14 protein-coding genes are annotated in these 20,663 nt (G+C 44.2%); 6 read left to right on the top strand and 8 right to left on the bottom strand.

Going from position 1 to position 20,663, the window contains the following annotated elements:
- Nucleotides 1–21 precede the first annotated feature (21 nt).
- Nucleotides 22–3,195 (top strand): CHAT domain-containing protein, encoded by a 3,174-nt coding sequence (locus IX84_RS21130; protein WP_044225379.1) that lies wholly within the window; start codon nucleotides 22–24, stop codon nucleotides 3,193–3,195.
- Between the two features lies 1 nt (nucleotide 3,196).
- On the opposite strand, the gene IX84_RS21125 is transcribed toward IX84_RS21130, so the two are convergent.
- Entirely contained in the window at nucleotides 3,197–4,165 is a 969-nt protein-coding gene (locus IX84_RS21125; RefSeq protein WP_044225376.1) for a hypothetical protein, read from the bottom strand.
- 33 nt (nucleotides 4,166–4,198) lie between these two features.
- Entirely contained in the window at nucleotides 4,199–4,789 is a 591-nt protein-coding gene (locus IX84_RS21120; protein WP_044225372.1) for an RNA polymerase sigma factor, read from the bottom strand.
- A 1,161-nt stretch (nucleotides 4,790–5,950) separates the two neighbouring features.
- On the opposite strand from IX84_RS21120, the gene IX84_RS21115 reads away from it, so the two are divergent.
- The 4 genes from IX84_RS21115 to IX84_RS34685 all read left to right on the top strand — a co-directional run bounded on the left by IX84_RS21115 (nucleotide 5,951) and on the right by IX84_RS34685 (nucleotide 8,470).
- Nucleotides 5,951–7,108 carry a TIGR03364 family FAD-dependent oxidoreductase gene (locus tag IX84_RS21115; RefSeq protein ID WP_044225369.1) on the top strand — a complete coding sequence of 386 codons (1,158 nt, stop codon included), beginning with the start codon at nucleotides 5,951–5,953 and terminating at the stop codon, nucleotides 7,106–7,108.
- A 306-nt stretch (nucleotides 7,109–7,414) separates the two neighbouring features.
- Nucleotides 7,415–8,008 (top strand): HD domain-containing protein, encoded by a 594-nt coding sequence (locus IX84_RS21110; RefSeq protein ID WP_052516257.1) that lies wholly within the window; start codon nucleotides 7,415–7,417, stop codon nucleotides 8,006–8,008.
- 17 nt (nucleotides 8,009–8,025) lie between these two features.
- Nucleotides 8,026–8,205 carry a hypothetical protein gene (locus IX84_RS34020; RefSeq protein ID WP_044225366.1) on the top strand — a complete coding sequence of 60 codons (180 nt, stop codon included), beginning with the start codon at nucleotides 8,026–8,028 and terminating at the stop codon, nucleotides 8,203–8,205.
- Between the two features lie 28 nt (nucleotides 8,206–8,233).
- Nucleotides 8,234–8,470, top strand: a complete 237-nt coding sequence (locus IX84_RS34685) for an HAD family hydrolase (RefSeq protein WP_044225362.1) — start codon at nucleotides 8,234–8,236, stop codon at nucleotides 8,468–8,470.
- On the opposite strand, the gene IX84_RS31295 is transcribed toward IX84_RS34685, so the two are convergent.
- The 3 genes from IX84_RS31295 to IX84_RS31285 are packed head-to-tail and all read right to left on the bottom strand — an operon-like array spanning nucleotide 8,461 to nucleotide 13,743.
- A complete protein-coding gene (locus IX84_RS31295; protein WP_052516256.1) occupies nucleotides 8,461–10,128 on the bottom strand; it encodes a PA14 domain-containing protein in 1,668 nt (555 codons plus the stop codon). The genes IX84_RS34685 and IX84_RS31295 overlap by 10 nt on opposite strands.
- A 3-nt stretch (nucleotides 10,129–10,131) precedes the next feature.
- On the bottom strand, nucleotides 10,132–11,898 hold the full coding sequence (locus IX84_RS31290; RefSeq protein WP_052516255.1) for a metallophosphoesterase family protein: 1,767 nt from the start codon (nucleotides 11,896–11,898) through the stop codon (nucleotides 10,132–10,134).
- A gap of 3 nt (nucleotides 11,899–11,901) precedes the next feature.
- Nucleotides 11,902–13,743 carry a PA14 domain-containing protein gene (locus tag IX84_RS31285; protein WP_160213865.1) on the bottom strand — a complete coding sequence of 614 codons (1,842 nt, stop codon included), beginning with the start codon at nucleotides 13,741–13,743 and terminating at the stop codon, nucleotides 11,902–11,904.
- 510 nt (nucleotides 13,744–14,253) lie between these two features.
- On the opposite strand from IX84_RS31285, the gene IX84_RS21080 reads away from it, so the two are divergent.
- Entirely contained in the window at nucleotides 14,254–17,424 is a 3,171-nt protein-coding gene (locus tag IX84_RS21080; protein WP_052516253.1) for a VCBS repeat-containing protein, read from the top strand.
- Nucleotides 17,425–17,484: 60 nt separating this feature from the next.
- Here IX84_RS21080 and IX84_RS21075 read toward each other — a convergent pair whose 3' ends face one another.
- The 3 genes from IX84_RS21075 to IX84_RS21065 all read right to left on the bottom strand — a co-directional run bounded on the left by IX84_RS21075 (nucleotide 17,485) and on the right by IX84_RS21065 (nucleotide 20,637).
- Complete coding sequence (locus IX84_RS21075) at nucleotides 17,485–18,618, bottom strand: hypothetical protein (protein ID WP_044225359.1); 1,134 nt, start codon at nucleotides 18,616–18,618, stop codon at nucleotides 17,485–17,487.
- A 2-nt stretch (nucleotides 18,619–18,620) separates the two neighbouring features.
- Nucleotides 18,621–19,070, bottom strand: coding sequence for a hypothetical protein (locus IX84_RS21070; RefSeq protein ID WP_044225356.1), 450 nt, complete (start codon nucleotides 19,068–19,070; stop codon nucleotides 18,621–18,623).
- A 130-nt stretch (nucleotides 19,071–19,200) separates the two neighbouring features.
- Entirely contained in the window at nucleotides 19,201–20,637 is a 1,437-nt protein-coding gene (locus tag IX84_RS21065) for a RagB/SusD family nutrient uptake outer membrane protein (RefSeq protein ID WP_044225353.1), read from the bottom strand.
- Nucleotides 20,638–20,663: the final 26 nt, after the last annotated feature.

Here is a 20,663-nt window from a genome sequence, read left to right as displayed (position 1 = left end):
TAACCTAAGAAATACGTCATTATGCAATATATCAAGTATTTAAGTGTCACAGCTGTAATGCTATTGATTGGGGGGCAGTTCTTGTCTGCTCAGGAACGGGAGTGGGAGGTTGGAGATACTTCCTATGCCCAAAAACTATTGGACGCGGGGAAGAGGCTGACCCAAGAAGGAAAGCTAATCGAAGCATTAAGCACGCTTCAAATGGCTGAAGATATTTATATTCAAACAACTGGCGAAACAACCAAAGAAATTGCCACCATTTACGACCAGATGGGACAAGTGCTCGCTTACATGAACAAGTTTAATGAGTCTATTACCTATTTTGAAAAAGCACTAGATATAAGGCGGGAAATTTTTGGAGAAGGTGATATGCAAGTAGTCATTTCGTTAAACAACCTTGCCCTTACCTTAAAAATTATAGGAGAATATGAAAGAGCTGGAGAATACTACGAAAAGTCATTGAAATTAATTTTGGAAAACTACGGAGAAGACCACAAAAACGCGCCTATTGCTTATAGTAATTTAGCAGCGAACTATAATAAAAGAGGGGAATATAAAAAATCAATTGAATGTGACAGCCAGGCCTTAAGTTTAAGGATTAAATTGTATGGAGAGAATTCACCTGAGGTAGCCGCGTCATACAATAATTTAGGAATCAACTTTCAAGATATAGGAGATTTTGACAAATCAATTGAACTACACAAAAAAGCGCTTTCAATCCGATTAAAAACCTTAAAATTTCTACACAAACATACTGCCTTTTCGTATTCAAACCTCGGTACTGCCTACATGGACAAAGGAGACTATCAAAGGCAGTTAGAATATCAACAGAAGGCTTTTGAAATTTATAAGAACTTATATGGTGATGAAAGTTTAGAAATCATTTCAGTTTATAATAACATAGGACTTGGTTACTATTATTTGGGAGATTACGAACGCGCCATATCATACTTATCCAAAGCACTTTTCCTGGTGAAAAAGTACTATGGAGAAAAACACATTGATATAGCTACCACATTAAACAACATTGGCTCTTGTTATTCATCATTAAAGGATTATCAAAAGGCCACCGAATACCAAATGGATGCTCTGGAAATACGATTAGAGGTATTCGGGGACAAGCACCCTACCGTGGCAGACTCTTATAATAACCTTGGCACCATTGCCTATGACAGGAAAGATTTTAAAGAGTCAGTCAAATTTCACCAAAAGGCACTTGAGTTAAGGAAATCACTACTTGGAAAAGAGCACCCTAACGTAGCTTCTTCCAATTTTAATTTAGGATTAGTGTACGAAGAAAAAGGAGAACTAAACATAGCCCAAACCTACTATCAAAGCGCGCTAAATGAAAACATAATAGTCTTTGGTGGAAGGCATCCAGAAGTTGCGAAAGTTTATCGAGCCCTTGCCTCAATTGCGATTCAGAGGCAATCCTTTACAGAAGCAGAGAATTTACTAAAAAAATCCTTTGGGGCCTTGAGTTTTCAAAGTGGGCATTCGCTATCATCAATTTCCTCGATTCCTGGCTTATTATTGACTCAAAACACTCAGATCAATCTGTTCAATAAAAAATATGACGTCTTAAAACATAGTAGTTATCTACATGCGTCCCGTCGGGCCTATCAGGAAGCCTTTGAGACTATACAGTATCAATCCGAACTAAGCTCATCAAAAGCTATCCTCCGAGAGAACATACAATCTACATTTGAAGGAGCTATGATTGCAAATCACTCGCTTTATTCTCTGACAGATTCAGCAATCTATTTAAAAGATGCATTTTTTATTGCAGAAAATGCTAAGGCACAATTACTGTATGCATCTATCAAAGAATCAAATGCTCTTAAATTCTCCGGCATCCCCGATTCTCTGCTCCAACAAGAATATGACCTCCGGGTAGATATAACTTACTTTGACAAAAAACGCCGGGAGTTACTTCAAAAAGGCTATGAGGCCATTGATACTACTGTGCTTTCCCTTAGCAATCAAATCTTCGACCTGGAGCAAGAGCTGGAAGCCCTCAAAAAACAGTTCGAAGAGGCCTACCCCGCCTACCACCGCCTAAAATATGACCGCTCCACCATCTCTATCTCCGAGGTACAGCAAGAGTTACTCAAACCCGATCAGGCACTGCTCGAATACTTTGTAGGCGACAGCAGCATTTTCATTTTCCTGATCCCAAAAGAAGGAGCGCCAATACTAAAAGAGGTCAAAAAAGACTTTCCGTTGGAAGACTGGGTGGCAAAATTCCGGGAAGGGGTGAGCAACACCAACAAGGTGAAAACCTACCTCAAATATGCCCAACTGCTCTACGATACCCTTATACAGCCCGTAGCCGAACAATTACCGGAACGCGTAATTATTGTACCCGATGGCGTACTCGGCTATCTGCCCTTTTCTGCATTACTCAGCGGGCAGCCGGGCAATATAGGCAACCCTAAAACCTATCCGTTTTTGCTCAAAGAGCATCAGTTCAGCTACAGTTATTCTGCCACCTTACTGAAAGAGATGCGAGACAAAGAGCACCGGCATCAAGCGGAAGGCCAGTTGCTGGCTTTTGCTCCGTTCTTTGAAAGTGAAATAGCCGGCAGAACAGAACAAAGAAGTGATGCCTGGAAAAAACTACCCTTTACAGGCCCTGAAGTAAAAAGAGTAGCCTCCTTTTTCCCAAAAAAGCACCTAATCTTTTCCGGCAAAAAGGCGACCAAGGAAGCTTTCCTTCAAGACGCCGCTCACTATCGCTTCCTCCACATTGCTACTCATGGACAAGCCGATGACCGGGTAGGCGATTATTCCTTCCTCGTTTTTGCCAGCCCCACAGATACCTCAACAGCAGCCCGCCTCTTTGTGCGTGAACTATATAATCTGGAACTCAATGCTGATATGGTCGTCCTTTCCGCCTGCCAGGTCGGCGCAGGCCAGTTGCAGCGGGGCGAGGGCATCATCAGCCTGGCGCGCGCCTTTGCTTATGCCGGAGCCAAGAGCCTTGTTTTTCCAATATGGAGTGTCAACGACGGTAAGACGGCGGAATTGATGGGCTATTTTTATAAATACCTGGCGGAAGGAGCACCTAAGGATGAGGCACTGCGCTCGGCTCAGCTCAAATATCTGGACCAACAGCCCAGTAACTTCGCTAAACACCCTGCTTTTTGGGCGGCATTTTCGGCGGTGGGGGATATGCGAGCTATTAACCAATAAACTAATCTTGGCAAAGCCTGTTTGCTTTTACTTTTGCGGCCAGTTCCTCAACCCTATCCATATAGCTATGTCCCTCTTCCTCCAGAATCTCTTTTAACAGCTCCATATAAGCATCGCAATTATTCGGAAGTTGGGCAACGTAAGACAATAGGGCTAAATATTGAGCATCGTGTTTTCTAAAAACGTCATCTACCGCTAAATAGGATTGTGCCGCTTCCTCATAGGTCCCGGTTTTGAAAAGCACTATACCTTTTAGAAAATGCATAGAATCAGGCACAATAGACGACAAGGTTTCAAAATCTCCTTTATTGTATAATTCTTGTATGCTGGTTTCAATAGAATCTGCTTCCTCAGAACTAGCTCGATAAACGTTAAAGACCGATGCCATAAATTGATTATGCTGGCCCTTAACTTCCAATTGCAGTGTATTGTCTTTTTCTTCTATTTCAGCAATTGGCACATTTCTCTCTTTGGCTTGCACTTTAGCATCAGGTGGCAGAGTTTTCTCAGGCTGAGCCTCATTTATCTCCACCGTATCTGCTAATACCTCCAGGGGGAACTGCCTTTTCTTTGTTACGGTGTCCTTGCTAGGCTGTGCCTCTTCTGCCTTTTCATTCGTTAGGGTCGCGGCAGATGACATTTCACAAACAATTACTCCCAATATTGCCAAAAGAAGGAAGACTACCCCTGTCCATATCCATGGACGGTATTTAGTGCTGGTATCAGAAACAGGATCCGCCTTGGATGGCAGAGGGGTTATCGTCCCATCTGCCCGCCAAATTTCAAATTTCTGCCGGAGGGCCTGCTTGCGTAAATACCTATAAACCTCCACCTGTTTTTTCACCTGCTCGAATTGTATTTGTAGCATTTCATCCTTTTCAAGCGCTGCCTCAAATACAGCACGTTTCCCCGGTGGCATTACCCCCATCAGGTAAGCTTCTATGTCTTCTATTGAATATTTCTGATCCATCACATTTTAATTAAAAAACCATTCACAGCATTTTCAAAACAACTCCCGTAACTTCCTTTTGCATTCTTTGACTGCATCTTTAGCTGTAGACTCTGTCCATCTCATCTCCATCGCAATTTCTGCACTGGAAAAACTCAACATCCAAAGTCCTAATACTTTTTGGCAGCGTTTGCCCAGCTTTGCAAGTATCTTATGAATCCATTCTCTTTCTTCTTTAGATTCCAATAGCTCTTCCGGGTCAATACCCTGATCTGTCAACAAAGGGTTATCGGGGTTGCTTAGCTGTTCCTGCTCTAATAGGTTGTCTCGCCGGTTATTTTTCCTTGCATCTCTCATGATAAGGAAATTCGCTATACTTAGAATATATGTCCTCACTTTACTTTTTGACGGGTCATACACTCCAGACCAGACTTTCTCACAAAAGGTGATAATTGACTCCTGCAGGATATCATCGCTATTAATATCAGAACTGTTCCCTACCCATTTCATAATGGTATGTCTGATTATATCGTCTTGATACAGCTGCTGTAACGCCTTATCCTGTAACTTACGGTTTTTACCTCTTAATGCGGCGACGATCTCTTCATCAGACATGTCGTCAGAAGGACTGGGGTGCTTCTTCATAGATTATTGTCAGTAGGAGGTTAAAAGAGGGTGGTTGTCTTAAAATATTAATCATTTAAAGCAATAGTCCGTGGCGAATCATGCGGCAACTTTGCCGATAGCCCTGAAGTGCTTGGGGATGGAATTAATTTTTGAAAGCTGTGCGCCAATGCCAAACATCGAGTGTATCCGTACAGCTCCAAAAGAAAATAACTAGAGAAAGAAAAGTTGAAATTTTCATAACTGTTTATTTAGTGTGCACTCCCAGTCTTTTGAGAAGTCACATTACTCTTCACTGCCAACCATGCTCTTACTTACTCAAAGGATAAGCCCTTCAGCACGTAAGCGTAACCTGACAAGGATAACGTCATCTGTTCTTCAAGAAATAGGCTAAGCGGTAGGATTAATCTTCAACAATGAAGATAGAGAAATAACTCAAACCCTAAAATCTTTAATACCAAATTAAGTATAGTTTTTTAGCCCTTGATCACCGCTCCCGCAAACGCAAGCGTTATAACGCTCTACTCCACACAGACGAAAGCGCCTACTCCTGAATCAGGAGTGCTTCAGCAGAGTTGGGCCGCACCTCAAAATACTACCTGGCTTCCTGCAGTGCAATCCGCTCTTTTAGTTGCAGAAGGCTAGTGGTCTGTCAAGTGTTAATTTATGGGTTGAGTGGGAGCGAATTTTGAGGCTAATCAAGGCGGATGTTCCCGCGCATAGCAGCGCTACGTAAGGGGTTATCCAACGAAGAGTGCCTCAAAAGTCGCCGCAGGCAACCCCTAGTTTTAGCCTTGACAGACCACTAGTCTGACCTTGAGTGCGTACTTGCATTATTCACGAAATGAGGAACGTTCTTTGATTTCATTTCCATCAAAATTATTCAGATGCGAAAAACTGGACTTACCCTAAACACAGACAAATGTCATAGCAGTAGTAATCTTTCTCCTTGATGGATAACACTCAATTGAAATAATCCATAACTTCAACCTTCAGAAAAGCCAAGCCCTCAACCGTACAACTACAAAGGCAGTCTTTATCGGGTAGAACCAACATGCATTCTATATTTGATCCACCTTACTTGATATTATTTTTAGAGTAGCTTAAATTTTTACCTGTTCAGTTATGGCTTTTAATCATCAACGGACTATTAATTCCGAGCTCCAAGTAAAATGAAACATTATGGCGAATCCTCTTAAATTTGATGTTCTAGTCATCGGATCCGGTATTCTGGGAACATTTCATGCCTATCATGCTCTCCGAGCTGGATATTCCGTCGGGCTGATAGAAAAAAATAAAAAGCCTCAGGGGGCGACCACACGAAACTTTGGTCAGGTTGTTCCATCCGGCCTAGATACTAAATGGCAAAAAATTGGACGCAGGAGCCTTGAAATTTACAAAGAGCTGCAGCAGGAAACAGATATATCTTTACAATCAAATGGATCGGTTTACATTGCTTCTGATAATGATGAAGTAAGACTTATTGAAGAATTAGCTTTACAAAATCAAAAAGTTGGGTACCCGTCTAAATTACTGACTAAGACGGAATGCCTTCAGAAATGGCCTGTTCTTCAGCCTTCATACTGTCAGGCCGGACTTTTTTTTCCTCAGGAAATTTCCCTAGACCCAAGAATTGCTGTGCATAAAATCATTAATTATATGATAGAACAGATGGGGCTAAAATATTTTCCATCTTGCCAGATAACCCAGTCTTTGGTGCTAAATAGGGGGGTAGAATTCCGTAGCAGTGATCAGCGAACCTTTGTTGGAGAAAAAGGAATCATTTGCAATGGGAGCGAATTCCAGACCTTGTATCCTGAATTATTCGGACAAAGCGATCTGGAGGTAAGCAAGCTCCATATGCTTAGAACAACGCCTAATCCAAAGTTACGAATAAAAGGGAATATATTAACCGGAAGAACGATCCGCAGGTATGAAAGCTTCAGGGAATGTAATTCCTATAAGGATGTCAGGGAAAGCGAACCTAAGGATACTTTTGCTAAGAAATATGGAATACATATTCTACTTACCCAAGCACCGGATGGTACTATTGTGCTGGGAGATTCTCATGAATATGCGGATGCAAAGAATAAAGATGCCCTCGGCTACGAAATCGATCAATCCATTAACGTCTTCATGCTCCGGGAAGCCAAAAAAATCTTTCGCATTCCAAACCTGGAAATTCAAAATACCTGGTTTGGCCTTTACAGCCAATGCAAGACTAAAGATATTTTTCAACACAATATTGGAGGCTGCCTTCACATAGTTACAGGTATTGGTGGTAAAGGTATGACAGCCGGACCCGGATTTGCGGAGAAAAACCTTAAGCTGATTTTATAAAAAACACAACAGAACGGAAGAAACGCAGACAAACCTGGACTTTCCCAAACAAACCCCCAAAAGGGACGGATATTTTTGTAATCATTATGAGCGTACAGCATTTGATGCATCGGCTGTGCAAACAAAAAGGGTAAGAGCATAAAAACAATCTTAAGTGCATGTGGAAAATTTTTTCTTTAAAGTTAAATATTTCATTCCTTTTCATTAAACCTTTGTAATTACTTAATCTATATTTTTTCACAAAAAGAAAACGGCTTATATTTACGGCATAATACAGACTCAACAAGAAACCTCAATTCCACCATTATGTATGAACAAAACCTCAAGAATCGGCTTTCCGCTGCCTTGCACAAAAACACTAAAGCTCACTTGCTTTTTGATTATATGAAAACTCATGGTGATGAGCAATATGAAGAGGAAGTCACCCAATTGGAGCATGCATTACAGGCTGCCTACCTCGCCAAGAAAGCTGGCAAAAGCCCTGAACTAATCACCGCTGCTTTATTTCACGACATTGGACACATTCTTGCGGACGATCCGGAAGAAGCCAATAACCCTACCCTGAAAAACGACTTACACGAGGACATTGCCGCCGATTACTTCCGAGGTCTATTCCCAGCCGCCGTACTCGACCCTATCCGACTACATGTGGAAGCAAAACGGTACCTTTGTACCGTAAAAGCAGGCTACTACGAAAAATTATCTGTGGCTTCACAAAAAAGCTACCATTTGCAAGGTGGCAAAATGACCGATAAAGAAATTGCTGTCTTTGAAGGGCACGAGCATTACAAAGATGCGGTTCTGCTCCGAGCTTGGGACGACTTGGCGAAAGATCTGACTAAAGAGGTTCCAGCCATCGAAACGTACGAGGAAGAAGTAGTAGCCGCTTTGATTAAATAACCAACCAATGCTACCCAATGATTAAATTGATCGTATTTGACATGGCAGGCACTACCATTGACGAGAATAACGTAGTGTACAAAACTCTGCAGGCTACCCTGCAAGCAGCAGGATATACTTTCTCCCTGGAAGAAGTATTGGCAGTAGGGGCTGGCAAAGAAAAAAGAGACGCTATAGACAGTTTAATGAAACTATGAGGTTGCTAATGCACGCCCGGCACCAGATATGATAAAGCTGGCACAGAAGAAACTCGGAATAAAAGATGCCTCGCAAGTCATCAAAGTCGGGGATTCCCAAATCGATATAGAGGAGGGGAAAAACGCGGGATGCAAACTGGCAATAGGAATCACCACGGGAGCGCATACCTCTGCCCAACTTTACGCCTCCCAACCTGACCATGTGATTGAGAACCTAGAGGAATTGATACCTATCTTAGGTTTTAAAAAAGCAGTCTACTCATGAAAGAAATCTCCTTCCCCGAGCACCTTCACCTTTCCCCCTTGCTCCTTCCACTTTAAAGTGAGCCGCTCTCCGCTGTAGTCTTCAAAATATTCGATTTTCACAGGGTGATAGCCTTTTTCTAATACGGCTAACCCAGAACGCTGCCTCGTATTATGGGATCCATCATTGTCTACTACCAGTTGGTCGCCAATGTATAGTCGGGATCCATCATCAGAAATGGTATAGAAAGTATAAACTCCGGAGGAAGGGACATTAATCAAACCTTCGAAAACCAAGCCAAAATGGTCTTCCTGTCTTGAGAGCTTCTCGAGATCGAGGCTGGTTGCCACCCCGCTCTCAACAACCTCGGTTTTCATCAAGTCATCCAGGCAGTCAAATTTACCTTCGTAATATTTATAGCGAAGCCCCTCATTTATCCGGTCTAAATTTAAAGCAGCTTTTGGGCTCAGGCGTTCATATTTTTGCTCAAATACCTTGCTTCGGGGCTGACCTTCAGAAGTAAAAAACTGAGCCTTAACCGTAGTGGTCCTATCCATTACAATTGGCTGTTGATATATCGGGGCACTTAAACTTGGCTCTTCACCATTGGTGGTATAGCGTAAACTAAGATTTGGGTAAGGGTTTCCTAATTTAGCTTCCCCCTGACCTACAAAGGCAAACGCCCCATCAAAATCGGGCGTTAGCTGTAATTCTCGCAGGTTGACCCGATAGGAGATCTCCCTGTCGTCTGTCATCGCGTTAAAAACCTGAAAGTGTATATGAGGCACCTCACTTTTGCTTTCCGAAAAATAGAGGTCAAGCAAGGCGTAACTGTGCTTAGATGTAATTGCATTTGCAACTCGTAAAGGGTTCCATTCGGGGTCTTCTATCTGATTGATCCCTGCAAATTGAAGCTCTACTGCATCAAAATCCAAGGCGCCAGACAAACGGTTAACTTCGCCATAGTGTTGATCACCAGTGTAGAAAACAACATTTTCAGCCTTGGAGGTTCGAATAAGATTGAACAAACGCTCCCGGGCGGAAGGGAATTTGGCCCAAGTTTCAGAACCTGCCCGCTCGTCGAGCAAAATTTGAAAACCTGAAGAGATCAGTCGCAAGTCTGCTGGTTGCTTCAATTCATTTTCCAACCATGCCCACTGAGGCTCGCCCAAGACATCACCATCAGTCTGCGGTTCATCCCGGTTATAGCGTACATCCAGCATGATAAGCTGCAATACCTTTTCTCCTACAGGAATATACTCTGCATAATATATGCCGTCTCTTTCAGCCGGGATTTTCTCCTCCAGCCCCCAGAACTCCCGAAAAAGGGCTTTGGTTTGTTCTTTTAAAGCATACTCTTTGCCTGCGTTATTTAATCCAAAGTCATGGTCATCCCATGTGGCGGCTAGAGGATATCTTTCGTACAGCTGCTGAAATGCTGGTTTGGCAGCTAAGGCAGCATAGCATCTTTCAACAAAAGTTATATCGGTCTCCGTATCTGCATAAATATTGTCTCCTATCCACAGGCATAGGTCTGGTTCTGCCTCCAGGTACTTTGACAAAGCTGGAGCAGGTTCAAACTGTTTATGGCAACCAAGAAGGGCAATTCGGTAGTCAGGTTGGGCATAAATACCAGGTACTGTAACCCACATGATGACAAAGCAAAAGAAGAGTCTCATAAATTAATGTTTAGTTTTTTGCAGAAAAAAAGTTCCGCTTCCGGGAAAAGGATTTTGCCATAACGCTTTCGTCCCTTTGTATTGGTCTTCTAAATGGTCATGGTCATAAACGGTCCATTGCAATTGAAACTGGTCTAGCGGAGCAGCATTCAACTGCTCGAGGTGAGAAATAGGCAAGCTTAATTCTGCTGCAAAGCCATTTTTGCTTCTAGTTGCTTTTAGTTCTCCCTCTCTTGGCCAATTATCATTTACATCAATGAGCAGGGAATCCATTGGACTAAAACCTAGACGGATACTAAGCTGATTTGGCAATTTTATTTCTAACAAAGCCCCTTCCTGTTCCCAGCTATGACGGTATGGTGTATAAAAGACATTATCATCCTGTACTTTCAGTGCTAAAAACAAGTTATTTTCATTAGCTGCCACCCTTACAGACAAGCCGCAGTCTTCGATACCCTGCCATGCTGATCGGTAGTATTCCAGCTTTGCGGGTGCTTGATAAACGGCTCTCCCCCACTCTTCCCAGCGCCCATCTATAACCAGATCTGAAGGAGGTTTTTCGCAATAATTAGCATTAGCTATTGTTATGGACTCCACAAAACTTTGCCTGAAGGCCCCTTCTAAAGTCTCTACTGACCAATCCAGCTCAATGGGTTCCAGCTTGCTTCCCCAAAGGATTTGATCTGTAGACAAATGCAAAGCTTTTTCCAAAAATCCATAAGCTTCAATTATAGTATCTATTCTTACCCAGTCTGGTTCTAGTTGTGAATGGCCGAATAGGCGTCCTTTTATCCTCAAGGGTTGACCACAGTAGTTTCGGAATCGCAAATTGGTAACCCATTCCTGACTTGCCTGAGTTTCAACTATTGCATCATAGTTAATGGTACTGCTCTTTAGCACACAATCGACTAGTGGAGCTGTTTCGTCGGTCACTAAACTATCATGTAGGATACCTTCAAGTGTTAAATTGGCAACCTGCGGGCCCTCTTTCCGCATAGTTACCCAAGCGAAGTGATCCAATTGTCCAAATTCCGCTCCTTTAAGCTCGCTTCCCCCTCCTGTGGTACCCAGGATATAGTAGTCTCTTCCTTTGCGCTGCTGCTTGAGATACCTGTGAGTGTGTCCTGCAAAGACCGTGTAGGATCGGTCCTTAAGCGCAGTCTCGATCCTCGAAAAACCAGGTTCTCCTTCCTGCCATAATGGTTTATGGAAAAACAATAAGGTCCAATCTACATCAGAGTGCTGACTCAATACACTCTCAAAATAATCTGCTTGTTCTGCACTAATACGTGAAGGCGCACCGTCTTCAGTGTTTAGTACCAAAAACAGGATGTTTCGGTAAATGAAATGATAGTAAGTCCTGCCATAGCGCTCTTCCCACAGCCTGGTCATTAATGCATTTGACAAATCATGATTCCCCGGAACATAAAAAAAAGGCATTGCTAATTTCCCCACCCATTTGTCAAACTGATTCCACCAACGTTGAATCTGTGCAGTATCCTTTGTATACCCCTCAATCAAGTCCCCTACACTAATTACAAAGTCAGGAGAAACGGCATTTGCTTTATCCACTGCGACGGGAAAAACACCACTTCGATACCCACCTGTTAAATCACCAATTACGGCAAACTGAAATGAATCATCGGGTTGTGCAAATTCCTGATCTGTCCAGGGGTTCAACGCAGATAGTGTATCAGGCTCAAAGGCAACTCGCTGAGCTAAAGCCCAAGAGGAAAAACCCAGCAAAATGGTCAGTATTAGATGGCGCATAGGCTATTTTTCGTGGAATAGCGTAGCAAATGGTACCCGACGGCGATCCAATCCTGCTCCTTCGAATCCAATTTCAAGAGTTTCTCCCAGGAAATCCTCGAAGTATGCCACCCGTATTGGGTGAAGCCCCTTTTGCAAGGCAATATTCCCCCGGCGCACCTGTGCGCTGTGGGAACCATTATTATCCACAACCAGCTTGTCGTGAACAAACAACTGACTTCCGTCGTCAGAGCGGGTATAAAAGGTGTAAATGCCATCCTGAGGCACCTCAATGTAACCTTCAAAGGAGAGCGCAAAATGGTCCATCCTGCGTTCTAGCGAGTCAGGGTGGCTGTATAGCGCAATTCCGGTACGCTTGGGCTGCAAGGTGTTGAAATCTGGTAATTTTGCAGTGAAGTCCCCCTCGTAGTAGGCATACCGTAAGCCAGCTGCTAACGCCCGCTTTTTAATTTTTACAGCAGGCTCAGGAACCACCTTCCGATATTCGCGCGCGGCTACCCCGCTCCTGGCTACCCCCTCTGCATCGAAGTAGCAGGCTTTGATTGTTGTGGTCTCCTGCATTCTAATTGGGGCAGAGTAAAGAGGCGAGTCTGCGTCAGGCTTGCTTCCGTCTAAAGTGTACCGGATTTGTAATTTTTCAAATGGGCTGGAAAGCTCCACCTCGTGCGTCTCCAGGAAGACATCCATAGGTGTAAAGCTGAGTTGCGCCGGCTCGTTTTCCGGACGAATATCCAAAATCCCTGAAAGCTCAAAAGCTGGGGTAAAAGGTTCATCACTTTCGAAGCCCAGAGTCCAGTCCAGTTCCAACGGATCTATATCCTTTAGCGATACTGCTCCTTCAATTCTTACAGGGATAGCAATCTGCACTGTGGAATCCGGCGGTATTTGTAAACTTAAACCATCTTGTTCGGGTGAAAGGTGGTGGTTATGATAAAAGCGCCCTTCAAAACGCAGTGTTTTGTTCTGAACCGCTCCTGAACTACTGTCTTCTCCCCCATAAAACAACCCACTCGATTCTTTGGTAGCCTCCCCATCCAATGTATTAGCGATGCGGAGGTAGACAATACCCTCTGCAGGTGATTTTCGCAACATCATTTGTTCAATTTGAGTCGCATTGTGAAGGGCTAAAGCAATAGGCGCAGTCTGCTCGTTCAGTACATCTTCATCAATGATCCCGCTTAACTGCAAATGCACCAACTCCGGACCCTGCGGAGTCATCGTCACCCATGTCACATGATCAAACTCGCCAACTCTTGGACTACGCAATTTGCTGCCCCCTCCAGTGGTAGAAAGCACGTAGTAATTGCGCCCATGCCGCTGACTCTTGAAATAGCGGTGAGTGTGCCCGGCAAAAACAGTGTATGGCCGGTCTTTGAGCGCTGCTTCTATTTCATCAAAACCATTAAACTCCCTGTAATTCCAAATGGGGTGATGCATAAAGATCAAAGTCCAACGTACATCCTCTTCCTCAGCAATGACATGCTTGAAGTAGTCGAGTTGGTCCCGGCTAAACATAACCCCATCTCCATCATTAGAGTCAAAAGCGAGAAACAATACGTCCTTATATCGGAAATGATAATAGGAAGCGCCATAACGGCTCAGCCAGCGATCCCGCATGACATCATTTGAAATATCGTGATTACCAGGCAGCGCAAAGAACCGCATATTTAACCTTGACAGAATACTGTCGAATTCCGACCATTGACTATTCAGGATGGTTGTATCTTTGGTGTAGCCCTCTACAAGATCGCCTACACTCATTACAAACTCAGGGTGCAATAAATTCAGCTTTTGCATCGCATCACCAAAAACACCGGCTCGGTGACCTCCGGTTCGATCACTCACCACTGCAAACTGAAATTGCTCCGGGGCATTATCGAATGGTCTACCTGTCCAAGGTAAGGAATCGGTAGATAGTTTATATTGAAAATCCTCTTGCGCTGCCATGAAGTTGCAGCAAAACAAGAATAAAGGGATGAAAAAGCGTTTCATGGCTATTTTTTCATAAAAGTAAAATTTTTACTTTTTACTTTCCAAGGTTGATAGTAAAGAACGAAAAACCTTAAACTTGATTTTACAAGACCGTTCAACAGCTGAAGCAAAAAGATCTACAAAAATCTGTCTTACAAACTTTTATAAAAAGAAATCCCTTCCAGTCTATTTTTCTGTCTAATTAACACCCACTTAACACCTTGGATTTATCTTTGATGAAAATTCGCATTTTTTCAATTCTGAAACATGCCAATATCAAGAATTTTCACTCTAGCTGCCTGGCTATGGCTTTTGTTCTCCAGTTGCTCATCAGAAGATCCTCCCCGTTTATTTCGGGCGCGCACTCCCGGACAAACCGGGATAATGTTTGAAAATAACCTAACAGAATCGGAAGAACTCAACATCATTACCTTTGAGTACTTCTACAACGGGGCGGGCGTGGGCGCAGGCGACATCGACAATGACGGGCTACCTGATCTTTTATTTACTGCTAATATGAGCCAGGCGAAGCTTTACCTCAACCTTGGCAATTTACAATTCGAGGACATTACCGAAGACGCAGGAATAAATACCCAGGGCCGTTGGACAACGGGCATCGCTATGGCAGACATTAACTCGGATGGCTGGATAGACCTTTATATCAGCTGTGCCGGGCCATACGAGCCAGAACGCAGGGCTAACCTTTGTTACCTTAATAATAGAGACGGCACCTTCACAGAAAGTGCAGCGAAACTTGGTATAGCTGATACAGGGCATACTACGCAAGCTGCCTTCTTCGATTACGACAGAGATGGTGATTTGGACCTCTACCTGCTCACCAATATAACCGAAGAGGTTGGCCCGAATGTGATTCGTAAAAAGAAAACCAAAGGGGAATCTCCTAATACGGACCGGCTCTACCGCAACGATAATGGGATCTTTACAGATATCTCAGCTGAAGCAGGCATTCTTAAAGAAGGCTATGGCCTGGGCGTCAGTATCACCGACATCAATCAAGATGGCTGGCTGGATGTTTATGTATCCAATGACTACCTTTCCAATGACCTCCTCTATATCAATCAACAGGATGGCACCTTCAAAGACCAGGCCGCAGATTATTTCCGTCATACGAGTTATTCTGCTATGGGCAATGATGTAGCCGATTACAATAATGACGCCCGTCCTGATATCATCGCACTTGATATGCTCCCCCCGGATAATTTACGCCGGAAACTCATGATTGGCTCCATAAATTACGATCGTTTTCGCTCCGAACTGATTACAGGCTACACACCACAATATATGCGAAACACACTTCAGCTGAATCAAGGGATGACCAGTAATGGCGATTTGGCATTTAGTGAAATTGGCCAGCTGGCAGGTATCCATAGTACGGATTGGAGCTGGAGCCCCCTGCTAGCCGACATCGATAATGATGGCTGGAAGGACTTACTAATCACCAACGGCTACCCGCGGGACATTACCAACATGGATTTCTCAGCCTACAAAATGAACCAACTCACCAAAGGGCAGTACGGCTCAGATATGCGAGCAACCTTCCTCGAGGCGCTACAGTCACTAGATGGAGCTCACTTGGCAAATTTCGCATTCCGAAACCGGGCCGACCTAACCTTCGAGGAAGTATCCACTAAGTGGGGCTTTACAGATGCCAGTTATTCCCACGGTGCAGCTTTGGCTGATCTTGATGCCGATGGGGACCTGGACTACATCGTTAACAATACCCAGGCTCCGGCGATGGTGTACGAAAACACCACTACCAATCAAAACTATTTACAACTTACGCTACAGCCAATGTCACTCTCCATTGGTGCGAAAGTATGGATATACACCAATGGGCAGCAACAGTTTCAGGAACTTGTTCCTTATCGGGGTTATCAGTCTTCTATTGAGCCCCTATTACACTTCGGACTTGGCAGCCACAAAGAGGTAGATTCTTTACATATCGTCTGGCCAGATGGCCGTGTACAACAGATTGGAAAAACAACTGCAAATCAGCGGTTAAAAATCACCAAGTCAGAGGCTGCTCAACCACGCCTACCTAAAAAAGGCACCAAATTAACAAAGCCCCTTTTAGAGAAAGTAACAGCACCTATTGGTCTGGACTACCAGCACATAGAGGCGCATTATGCAGACTTTAAAGTACAGCCATTACTACCCCATAAGCATTCTCAACAAGGGCCAAAAATGAGTATGGGGGATCTGAACGGGGACGGTCTGGAAGATTTTTTCGTGGGCGGTGCATTCAAACAAGCCGGGCAGGTTTTTTTCCAACAGTCGGACGGGCGTTTTCATCACCAACCCCTCAGCACTCAGGGGCCTCACTATGAAGAAGACATTGGCAGTGTTTTTTTTGATGCTGACCAGGATGGAGACCTTGACATTTACGTTTGCAGCGGAGGGAGTGAATTTAACGTTGGTTCACCTTACTATCAAGACCGTTTGTACTTCAATGATGGCAAGGGCCAATTCACACATGCAGAATCAGCACTCCCAAACCTGCGCACCAGTACCAGTGCGGTAGCGGCCGCTGATTATGACGGAGATGGAGACCTCGATCTTTTTGTAGGCGGACGAATTGACCCGGGCAATTACGCAAACATTCCAACCAGCTACCTTTTAGAAAACCAAAATGGGTACTTCAAGGATGTCACAGCGGTTAATGCAGCTGTCCTTCAAAACATAGGACGTGTGACCGATGTACACTGGGCAGATTTCAATCAGGACAATCGACCTGACTTGCTCTTAGCAGGAGAATGGATGCCTCTAACCATAGCATGGAATAAAGCGAGTGGCTTTGAACTGCAAGCCCTTCCTCATTCAATTGGTTGGTGGAATACGCTATGCGTTGCCGACCTTGATTCAGATGGAGATTTGGATTTTGCAGGTGGAAACCTAGGCTTGAATAATCCATACCACTCCACTCCTGAGAAACCGCTCAGTTTACAAATTGCTGATTTTGATGGTAATAGCCGAGACGATGCCATAATGACTTTTTTCTTGAAGGAACGTGAAGTACCCGTTCATTTCCGTGATGATTTGAGGGCCTGGCTACTTCCCCTTCGCAAGCAATACCCCGATTACAAAAGTTATGCAGAGGCAGATTGGGAAGACGTATTTCCTAACCACAAGGCAAAAACTACTTCCATTGAGACTTTTGCCAGCGTGTGGGTGGAAAATACGGAATCCGGATTTTTGCTGCACGAGCTACCAATAGAAGCGCAATTTGCACCTATTCACGCTATTGCTACCAGCGATGCAAATCATGATGGCAACTTGGACTTAATACTTGCAGGGAACGATTTTGCCACAGAAACCAATACAGGTCGATACGATTCCCTAAACGGCCTTTTGCTGGTAAAAACAGAAACAGGTTACCAAGCATGTGAAATTGCGGAAAGCGGGCTCTATCTGCCAGGTGACCAAAAGTCATTGATTATCCTAAACTATGCTAAGGGAGGATTACTGATGGTCAGCGGTGAGAATAATGGACAAATTAGCGCATATCATTTTAATGATTCTCTTTCTGAAGATTAAAAACTCCATTTTCATACACTACTTTTCGAGCCGCCTATTCAATTGAATAAGCGGCTCTTTTTATTTTACCAGAACTACTTTTCCGACTCGATGACGAACCTCCATCCCACAATCAAGGCGAGCTTTCCAAAAATAAATACCTGAAGTATACCAATCCCTCAATTGTACCCAACTCGACTCATCATATCGACCAACTAACCGACCAGCTGCATCATATAAATTAAGCTCAAGGCTCAGCAATCGAAGTGGTAAGTTCAATTGTCCATCAGGCCCAAAAGGATTTGACCAACTTAGGTCACAACCGCAATCAATTCCCTGTACATTAAACCGGGTAGTCGTTTGATAACACCCCCAATCAGTAATCAGGCTATATTCGCCAGGCTGTTCTACCCAACGTTCGCGAACAGTTCTGCTATCTGACCACAGGTAGGAAAGTGCACCATGTTGCCCAGCAACCAAGATTGCTTCGTCTTGGCAGACAAAGGTATCAACGTATGACTCCAATCTTTCCGGTAATCGACAAGGGGTTATGCTGACATCATCGATGTAATAGTAAACGGTTGGCGATTGCTCGTTATCTTTAAGCAATAAACGTTCAGTATCTATTTGGAAGTTGCCAATAGTTAAATATCGTTCCCCACCCTTCGATTTGTAAACAGCGGAAAAAGATACCCAATCTTGCTGTTCTTCCAGTGGTACGCCAGGTATAAATCGTAATTGTGGCTCCTGAGTATAAATCGCCTGATTTTGCAAGGGGGCTTCTGTGAGCAGAAAGCCAACACCATCAGAAAAGTGGCTAGAAGCCTCAGCCACGCTGATCCAACAGCGGAATAGATAATCCCGACCTGCCTGCAGGGGGCGGACCAGAGCAACAGAAAGATACTCCCGGTAAGGTGGGTTACCGTCAATTACGGGGACCCAGGTACGCAAGCCCGCATATCCATCTCCGCTATGAGGCACTTGTTCTCCCACCAGGTTAGCAGGTACGCCAGCACCAGTTGAGAGAGGCGCACATCCATGGAAAAAATCGGTGGTTTGGTGGTTGGGAGCATCCCATGCTTCTGCCAAATGGATCTGCCCGGGATAAGGTGGGCACTGGAGGTAAGCCTCAAAGCTTGGATTGGGCACTAAGTTTTGGGCGACAATGGCTAAATACCCAAAAAGAAGTAGAAGTATATTCCAAACTACCTTCATGGTTAGTTATTTTGATCTTTCGAGAGTGTATTTACTTTCCCTTCGGCATCTATTCGTGAAAAAAAACGAATTTCATACCGCTCCTGCGATTTCCCCTCAAACAGTGGCGCTTTATCTCTTTTCAACACCAGGTAATCTGGGCGTAAGTCTATGATTTCAAACCAACCTGCCTTAGACTCGCTTTCAGATATCCAAAACAAACTATCCCCTGATAAACGATAGCGATAAGCCCGAAAGGTTCCAAATTTAATTTCTTTCATTTTGCCATCTGGCGTATATTCATAATCCGCCCAATCCATCCCCTTCTCGTACTCCCAAATATCAAATCCATTGTAATAAGAATAAACCGAGTCTACTTGCCAGGTACCCAATAATAATTCTTCCGGATCAGAGGCGCAGCTATAACAAATCAAGACCATAGCAAAGACAACAAAAAACCTTGCACAACTCATCTTGCATTCAATTGAATAAGATCAAAAAGTAAATATAAAAAAGTCAGGACCCAGACGGAAAGCCTGAGCCCTGAGTAATAGACGTAAACTTTATAAGCGCCCAGCACCTAGAAAAAAGCGCCGGAAAATTCTAATAATTCGGGTTCTGCTCCAGTACGCCGTTGCTAAGATCAATCTCCCGTTGTGGAATGGCAAAGTAGTAGTGCTTTGGCCGCTGGAAATCACGGGATGGCTTAAATGCACCACGGTCCTCCCTGTAATGCTCTACGATATCGATAAAGCCTGCCTTATCCCAACGCATCAAATCCTGGTGGCGCTGGTTTTCACCAGACAGCTCTACACGACGTTCATGAATCAGTTCGCTCATACCAGCGCCACTTACAGGCTCCAAGCCTGCACGCTCCCGGACAGCATTAATTTCTGCATCTCCTGCACCGTTGCCATCACGACGGATTTTTGCTTCTGCAACCATTAAGTAAACATCAGCAGATCGAAGAACAGGAACGTTTTGGCTACCATCCAGTCCACCAGATTCACGCCAGCTGGCAAACTTCCGAAAATGATAACCCGTGCTGGAAAGGTCAGCGGTATACTCTGTCGGTCCACGATCGCCACCTAAATCAATGATATCGCCGGGTTTCATGATAGAATAATCGAGGCGGGGATCGCCTTCCTCAAACTCATCTACCAAGTCTTGAATTGGCTCGTGGAAGTCCCACCCTCCCCAGGGGCGTGGGGTTGAGTAAATCCGGTAGGCACAAGTAGTCCACCCATCCTGCGCCTGCACAGAGAAAAGCATTTCAGGATTGTTCTCGGTTTCTATTTGGAAGTTATCGCCGAAGTCAGCTGCTAATGGATAAGGGCCGTTGATAACGCGCTCACCATGCTCAATCACTTTATCCATATTGTCCATGTACAAATATAGCTTTGCCAGGAAACCATTAGCGGTACCGCTAGTTGGCCGTCCAATATCTGCACCTGAATAACTGGCAGGAAGCAAAGCAGCCGCTTCCAGCCAATCTGACTCAATGGCTGCCCGCATCTCGTCGGTAGTTGCTTTTGGCTTGTTGAAGGTACCGTCAATAACATCTTGCTCGAAAATGAGTGGAAGCTCCCCGTAAATCACATGCAAACGCCAGTTGGCGAAACCACGCATGAAATATGCTTCCCCCAGAACACGATCCTTCAATGCAGGATCCATATCGATATCAGGTACGTTGATCAGGATGGCATTCGCGCGGTTCACAATTTCATATTTCCGGCTGTATCCATGGCGTAGCTGTGCGTTATCCGGATCGAAAACAAACTCTTCGATAGCTTGGTCTTCTCCGTGGTCACCCGCACGCCAGAAATCATCACTGCAAATTTCAAAAGTCTGTTCGCCGTGTCCATATAACTGCTCATCGTTAAGCGGATCGTACAGAGCATTGGCAGCAGCCACTGCATCATCAGCGTTACGCCAGAAAGTTGCAGAAGTAGATTGGGCATAGGGAGTAGAGTCCAGAAACTCTTCACTACAGCCAAAAAGCAATGTAATAAGGGGTAAAAGGAGGATGATATTTTTCATGATCCTATTTAGTTGTTGTAAGATTA

Origin of the sequence: Phaeodactylibacter xiamenensis, assembly GCF_000759025.1 — a bacterium.
GTDB lineage: Bacteria > Bacteroidota > Bacteroidia > Chitinophagales > Saprospiraceae > Phaeodactylibacter > Phaeodactylibacter xiamenensis.
Note: the sequence above shows the minus strand (reverse complement) of the source record. Positions and strands in the feature narration are given on the sequence as shown.

Coding starts and splice junctions, on each gene's coding strand:
- IX84_RS21130 (WP_044225379.1), top strand. CDS start 22: ATGCAATATATCAAGTATTTAAGTGTCACAGCTGTAATGCTATTGATT.
- IX84_RS21125 (WP_044225376.1), bottom strand. CDS start 4,165: ATGGATCAGAAATATTCAATAGAAGACATAGAAGCTTACCTGATGGGG.
- IX84_RS21120 (WP_044225372.1), bottom strand. CDS start 4,789: ATGAAGAAGCACCCCAGTCCTTCTGACGACATGTCTGATGAAGAGATC.
- IX84_RS21115 (WP_044225369.1), top strand. CDS start 5,951: ATGGCGAATCCTCTTAAATTTGATGTTCTAGTCATCGGATCCGGTATT.
- IX84_RS21110 (WP_052516257.1), top strand. CDS start 7,415: ATGTATGAACAAAACCTCAAGAATCGGCTTTCCGCTGCCTTGCACAAA.
- IX84_RS34020 (WP_044225366.1), top strand. CDS start 8,026: ATGATTAAATTGATCGTATTTGACATGGCAGGCACTACCATTGACGAG.
- IX84_RS34685 (WP_044225362.1), top strand. CDS start 8,234: ATGATAAAGCTGGCACAGAAGAAACTCGGAATAAAAGATGCCTCGCAA.
- IX84_RS31295 (WP_052516256.1), bottom strand. CDS start 10,128: ATGAGACTCTTCTTTTGCTTTGTCATCATGTGGGTTACAGTACCTGGT.
- IX84_RS31290 (WP_052516255.1), bottom strand. CDS start 11,898: ATGCGCCATCTAATACTGACCATTTTGCTGGGTTTTTCCTCTTGGGCT.
- IX84_RS21080 (WP_052516253.1), top strand. CDS start 14,254: ATGTTTGAAAATAACCTAACAGAATCGGAAGAACTCAACATCATTACC.
- IX84_RS21075 (WP_044225359.1), bottom strand. CDS start 18,618: ATGAAGGTAGTTTGGAATATACTTCTACTTCTTTTTGGGTATTTAGCC.
- IX84_RS21070 (WP_044225356.1), bottom strand. CDS start 19,070: ATGAGTTGTGCAAGGTTTTTTGTTGTCTTTGCTATGGTCTTGATTTGT.
- IX84_RS21065 (WP_044225353.1), bottom strand. CDS start 20,637: ATGAAAAATATCATCCTCCTTTTACCCCTTATTACATTGCTTTTTGGC.